Below are 5505 nucleotides of genomic sequence, written 5' to 3'. Positions count from 1 at the left end.
AAAATATTTTTTGGAAATAGAGAGCATTTATAAAAAATAGGTATGAAACCCATTTTTTGATGAATTTAAACATTAGAGGTTTAAATCCATCAGAAAAGTTGGAGAGAGAATATGAATTCTCAAGTTAAGCAACAAGTTGTGCATCCGCATCGTATTGTGGGTGGTGGTGCTGGTGGGTTGGAACTCGCAACCCGACTGGGCAACAGTATCGGTAAGCGTGGTCAAGCCCATATCATATTGGTCGATGCCGCATTGACTCACATTTAGAAACCTTTATTACATGAGGTTGCGACAGATAAATTAAATTCATCGGAAGATGAACTTAATTATTTTGCACATGCCAAGAAAAATCATTTTGAATTTTGTTTAGGTCGTATGAGTGATATTGATCGTGAGCAAAAGCATATTGTTTTGGAACAAATGGATTCAAAATCAGGGGAGATGATTGCACCTTGCCGTACATTGGCATACGACACTTTGGTGCTTGCAATTGGTTCAACATCCAATGATTTTGGTACGCTTGGCGCAAAAGAGCATTGTATTTTTCTAGATTCGCGACAGCAGGCAGACCGCTTCCAAAATGAATTTTTAAATTTGTATTTGCAAGCCCAAAGCAAAGTCGCAGGTCGTGGTGATGACACGATCTCCAACAAACGTTTAGATATTGCGATTGTAGGAGCAGGGGCAACAGGTGTTGAACTGGCAGCAGAGTTACACTATGCAGCACATCAGTTTTGTAAATACGGTTTTAAAGTTTCGCCTGAAAATGTCCGTATCAGTTTAATTGAAGCATCAAACCGAGTTTTACCAGGGCTGTCTGAGCAAGTTTCGGCTTCGGCTCAGGCAGAGTTACTCAAAATGGGAGTGAATGTTTTAACTGAACATAAAGTGACGAAAATTGATGATTCATTTATTTATTTTGAAAATGGTCAGTCATTACCTGCAACTTTGAAAGTTTGGTCAGCGGGTATTAAAGCGCCTGATTTTCTCAAAAATATTGCAGGGTTGGAAACGAACCGCATCAATCAGCTTATTGTTCATTCAACACTAAAAACGACTTTGGATTCGCATATTTTTGCGATGGGTGATTGTGCAAGTTATACCCCTGCTGGGCAGCAACGTGCAGTTCCACCGCGTGCCCAAGTTGCAAATCAGCAAGCCATTTTCCTTGAACAGGCACTCAAAGCACATATTGAGCAAGCTGGATTGCCTGAGTTTGTATTTAAGGATAAAGGCTCTTTGGTGTCGCTCAGTGAAAAAACCAGTGTTGGCAGTATTTTAGGGAATATTAACATTCAAGGTTTTTGTGCGCGGATGATGTACGTTTCTTTATATCGCTTCCATCAGATGGCTTTACATGGTTTTTGGAAAACCAGTGTCTTTATTTTAAAAGATCGCTTATCTCGCTCGGCAAGACCTCCTTTAAAAATGCACTAAGTAGATAGAGATCATGGCAGTAAAAGTGTTTTAGAATGCTTTTGCTGCCGATTATTCCAATTTGTTTGGATGTTGTGAAAAAAAGTCATGGCGATTTTTTAAAAATAGCAGCCAGCGATCTATAGATCAAAAAATAGAATTGTTATGCTTAACATCGCTGAGCAGATTATCTGCCGAGCTTTTGATTGTTGATGCAGAGTAATCTAGTCATGCTGAATATTGTGATGCACCCTGTTTAATGGTATTTCAGTACATCTCATTGATCCCAATCATATTTGAAAGTATTGTCCAGTCTGATTTCGTGTATTGAAACACCCAATATTTGAGCAAAAGAAGGAAATCTTTGAGGCAGCTTTAGGGTGTTCAGTGTATGATCCGATACCTTATTATGCCTTGTGGCAGGATGAATCATTAAGCACCGCTTGAGTAGGTTAAAGAGAGATAATCTCTATCTTATTGCTGACTCAAACCATCGTGAGTGATTCACCACAATCATTTTAATTTTAAGCCTGTTTATTAAACCCGAGTTATGACTAATCCAACACTGAATTCAGCCACTCAAGCATTTATCCAACAGTTACAGCCAGTTTTTGCGGGCGATATTGATGGTTCAGATGCAGCCAGACAAGTGTTTTCAACCGATAATTCGATTTATCAGTTTATTCCACAAGTGGTGATTTATCCGAAACATATTCAGGACTTACAAAGCATTATGCGTTTGGCAAGTCAGGATGAGTTTAAGTCATTGGTGATTACACCACGCGGGGGCGGTACAGGCACTAATGGGCAGTCATTGACCAATGGGATTGTGGTCGATCTGTCTCGACACATGAATAAAATTTTGGATATTGACCCAGTGCGCCGTACTGCAACAGTACAGGCAGGTGTGGTCAAAGATCAGTTGAATGTCGAACTGAAAAAGCACGGACTGTTTTTTGCGCCTGAGCTATCGACCTCAAACCGCGCTACCATTGGCGGTATGATCAATACCGATGCCAGTGGGCAGGGTAGTTGTCGTTATGGTAAAACCCATCATCACGTTCTTGCGTTAAAAACAGTACTGATTAATGCTGAAATTCTGGATTCAAAGCCGTTGAATCTACAAGAATTTAGCCAAGGTATTGCCGATAAATCTGAGTTTCAGAAAAAACTCTATCAGCAGCTTTTAGAGATCGTTGAAAATAACCAAGAACTGATTGAGCAGAGTTTTCCAAAATTAAACCGTTCGCTGACAGGTTATGATTTGCCTGCGTTGTATGACGAGCAAACTTTTAATATCAATAATATTTTATGTGGTAGTGAAGGAACACTGGGCTTTATTGCTGAAGCGACAGTCAGTGTTTTACCGATTCCAAAACATCGAGCTTTAATCAATATTGGTTATGACAATTTCCAAAATGCGTTAAAAGATGCCAAAGCTTTAATGACACTTGATCCATTGTCGATTGAAACGGTTGACTCTAAAGTGTTGAACTTGGCCAAGAATGATATTGTCTGGCAGAAAGTTTCGCCGTATTTCCTTGAGCCTGAAGCGCCTTATGTGATTCAAGGGATTAACTTGGTTGAGATTGATGCTGAAACGCCTGAAGCACTTGAAGCATTAAAACAAAAATTTATTCAGCATTTACAGCAGGATGAAAGTGTTAAACGTCTCAGTTTGACGCTCGCCAATGGCAACCAGCAAATCATCGATGTTTATAGTATGCGTAAACGTTCGGTGGGCTTGCTCGGTAATGTGACAGGTGAAAAACGTCCGCAACCGTTTGTTGAAGATACGGCTGTGCCTCCTGAACATTTGGCAGATTATATTGCTGAATTTAGAGCATTACTGGATGGTCAAGGTTTAGCCTACGGCATGTTCGGGCATGTCGATGCAGGTGTATTGCATGTGCGTCCACTGTTAGACATGAAAGACCCTGAATCTGCGAAAATGGTACAGTTGATCAGCGATAAAATCGTTGAGTTAACTCATAAATATGGCGGTGTGATTTGGGGCGAACACGGTAAAGGCTTGCGTTCAGAGTATGCACCTGTGTTCTTTGGCAAGTCTTATCCACTGATTCAAAAAGTTAAAGGCTTGTTTGATCCAAATAACCAGTTAAACCCAGGAAAAATTTCAACGCCAGACACACAGCCACAAGCCAGTTTGATCAAATTGCTTGAAGTGCCGCTACGTGGTGAATCAGACAAGCAAATTGCCAAAAATGATTGGGAAACTTTTGGTACAACCATGCACTGTAATGGGAATGGGGCATGTTTTAACTTTGACCTAGATGATCCGATGTGTCCATCGTACAAAGTGACCCGAGATCGAATTCACTCGCCAAAAGGTCGTGCAACTTTGGTGAAAGAATGGCTAAGACGTGAAAATCAGGGTGAACAAACTCAAGCCTTTGACCGTGAAGTTTATGATGCTTTACATGGCTGTTTGTCATGTAAATCTTGCACGGGGCAATGTCCTGTCAAGGTTGATATTCCAGATAGTAAAGCGCGCTTCTTGGAAAAATTCCATCAACGCAATTCACGTTCTTTAAGAGATTATTTGATCAGTAACTTAGAGCGTTTTATGCCGATGATGGCAAATTTTGCATCGTTGTATAACTTTGTGCAAAAGCAAAAATTGGTGCAAAGCCTGCAACGTGATTTGCTCAAAGTCGTGGATATTCCATTGTTTCATCCACAAGCCAATGCTGATTTGTCTAAACTTGGGGCAATTCTACTCAAGCAAGATTGCTCAAATCTACCTCAAGCCTCGGATCAGGCGGTGATTTTGGTGCAGGATGCATTTACCCGCTATTTCGATACGCCTGTGTTCTTGGACAGCATTGAATTGCTGAAAAAATTAGGGGTTCAAGTTTACATTTTGCCTTACTTCCCAAATGGTAAGCCATTGCATGTGCATGGATTTATTCAAGAGTTTGAGGAATTACGTGCCAAGAGTAGCGTATTACTCAGTAAGGCAGCAGCTTCAGGTTTGGCACTGGTTGGTATCGACCCTGCAATGACATTGGTCTATCGTCAAGAATATCAGGCGCAATATCAACAACCTGTTGCAGCAGCAAGCTTTAAAGTATTGATGTTGCAGGAATGGCTGGTTGCTTATTTGCAAAATTATCCTGTGCAAAATCTAAAGTCAGTTACAGCACAGACTTATTACTTGGCAGGGCATTGTACTGAACGCACTCAAGTTCCAGCATCAACAGCACAGTGGCAAAACGTGTTTAAAGCTTTTGATCTAAAACTTGAAACTTTGGCTTTGGGCTGCTGCGGTATGGCGGGTACTTATGGACATGAAGCTGAGCATCGTGAGCTTTCACAGCAGATTTATAGCCAGTCTTGGCAGGAGAAACAAAAGCAGCATGGTGCACAATTCTTGGTGACGGGTTATTCGTGCCGAACACAGATTAAACGAATTGAACAGGAAACAGCAAAGCATCCAGTTCAGGTTTTAAATGCGATGCTGTCTTTTTAATGTTGTAGATTGAGAACATCATATACATTGGTTTTAGCTGTAGCTGATGTATATGGTGCTTATTTTTTTAATAAGCTGTAATGAAAATTTCTAAAAATATAAACTTTTATCAAAACATTAATCTATTTTAATACGTGTTTTTTTATATTATATTTATGTAAAATATTTGTAATTGATCAATCAAATGAAAAAACTCGCATTTACTGGACTAGCAATAATAACATCGATGACACAAGCACAAGAGATACACAAGTGTAATGTACATGGAGCAATTAGCTATCAGGCAGCCCCTTGTGCACAGGGAAAAGACTTAACTCAGAAGAAAGCATCACCCACAGCTGAGCAGCAAAAGCACATCGTTCGTTATGATCCAAAGGTAGGGATGACAGCCGCACAAGTTGAAAATTCAAGTTGGGGAAGTCCTCGCCATGTTCAACGTATTGTGACTGAAAAGGGAGCAGTTGAACAATAGACCTCTTGCGAAAGTAAAAAATTGTTTATACTAGTCCCATGAAATATGAAAATTTAACTAGATTTAATGATGGGGAATTTAAACGACTTGTTGGAATTCCTCGTCCATTATTCTTAAAAATGGT

General features: G+C 40.1%; 2 protein-coding genes and 2 pseudogenes. All 4 read left to right on the top strand.

Translation table 11 applies throughout. From position 1 onward, the window contains the following. Positions 1-111: 111 nt before the first annotated feature. A pseudogene (locus tag GBN19_RS14275) lies at positions 112-1437 on the top strand (NAD(P)/FAD-dependent oxidoreductase). A 529-nt stretch (positions 1438-1966) separates the two neighbouring features. Continuing rightward, complete coding sequence (locus GBN19_RS14270) at positions 1967-4909, top strand: FAD-binding and (Fe-S)-binding domain-containing protein (RefSeq protein WP_151778582.1); 2943 nt, start codon at positions 1967-1969, stop codon at positions 4907-4909. 226 nt (positions 4910-5135) lie between these two features. Continuing rightward, positions 5136-5381 (top strand): hypothetical protein, encoded by a 246-nt coding sequence (locus GBN19_RS14265; protein ID WP_151778581.1) that lies wholly within the window; start codon positions 5136-5138, stop codon positions 5379-5381. A 38-nt stretch (positions 5382-5419) separates the two neighbouring features. Continuing rightward, a pseudogene (locus GBN19_RS15980) lies at positions 5420-5505 on the top strand (IS5/IS1182 family transposase); the annotation flags it as partial.

It is taken from the genome of Acinetobacter brisouii (assembly GCF_008993995.1).
Classification (GTDB): domain Bacteria; phylum Pseudomonadota; class Gammaproteobacteria; order Pseudomonadales; family Moraxellaceae; genus Acinetobacter; species Acinetobacter brisouii_A.
This window is presented reverse-complemented; position numbering and strand designations above follow the sequence as displayed.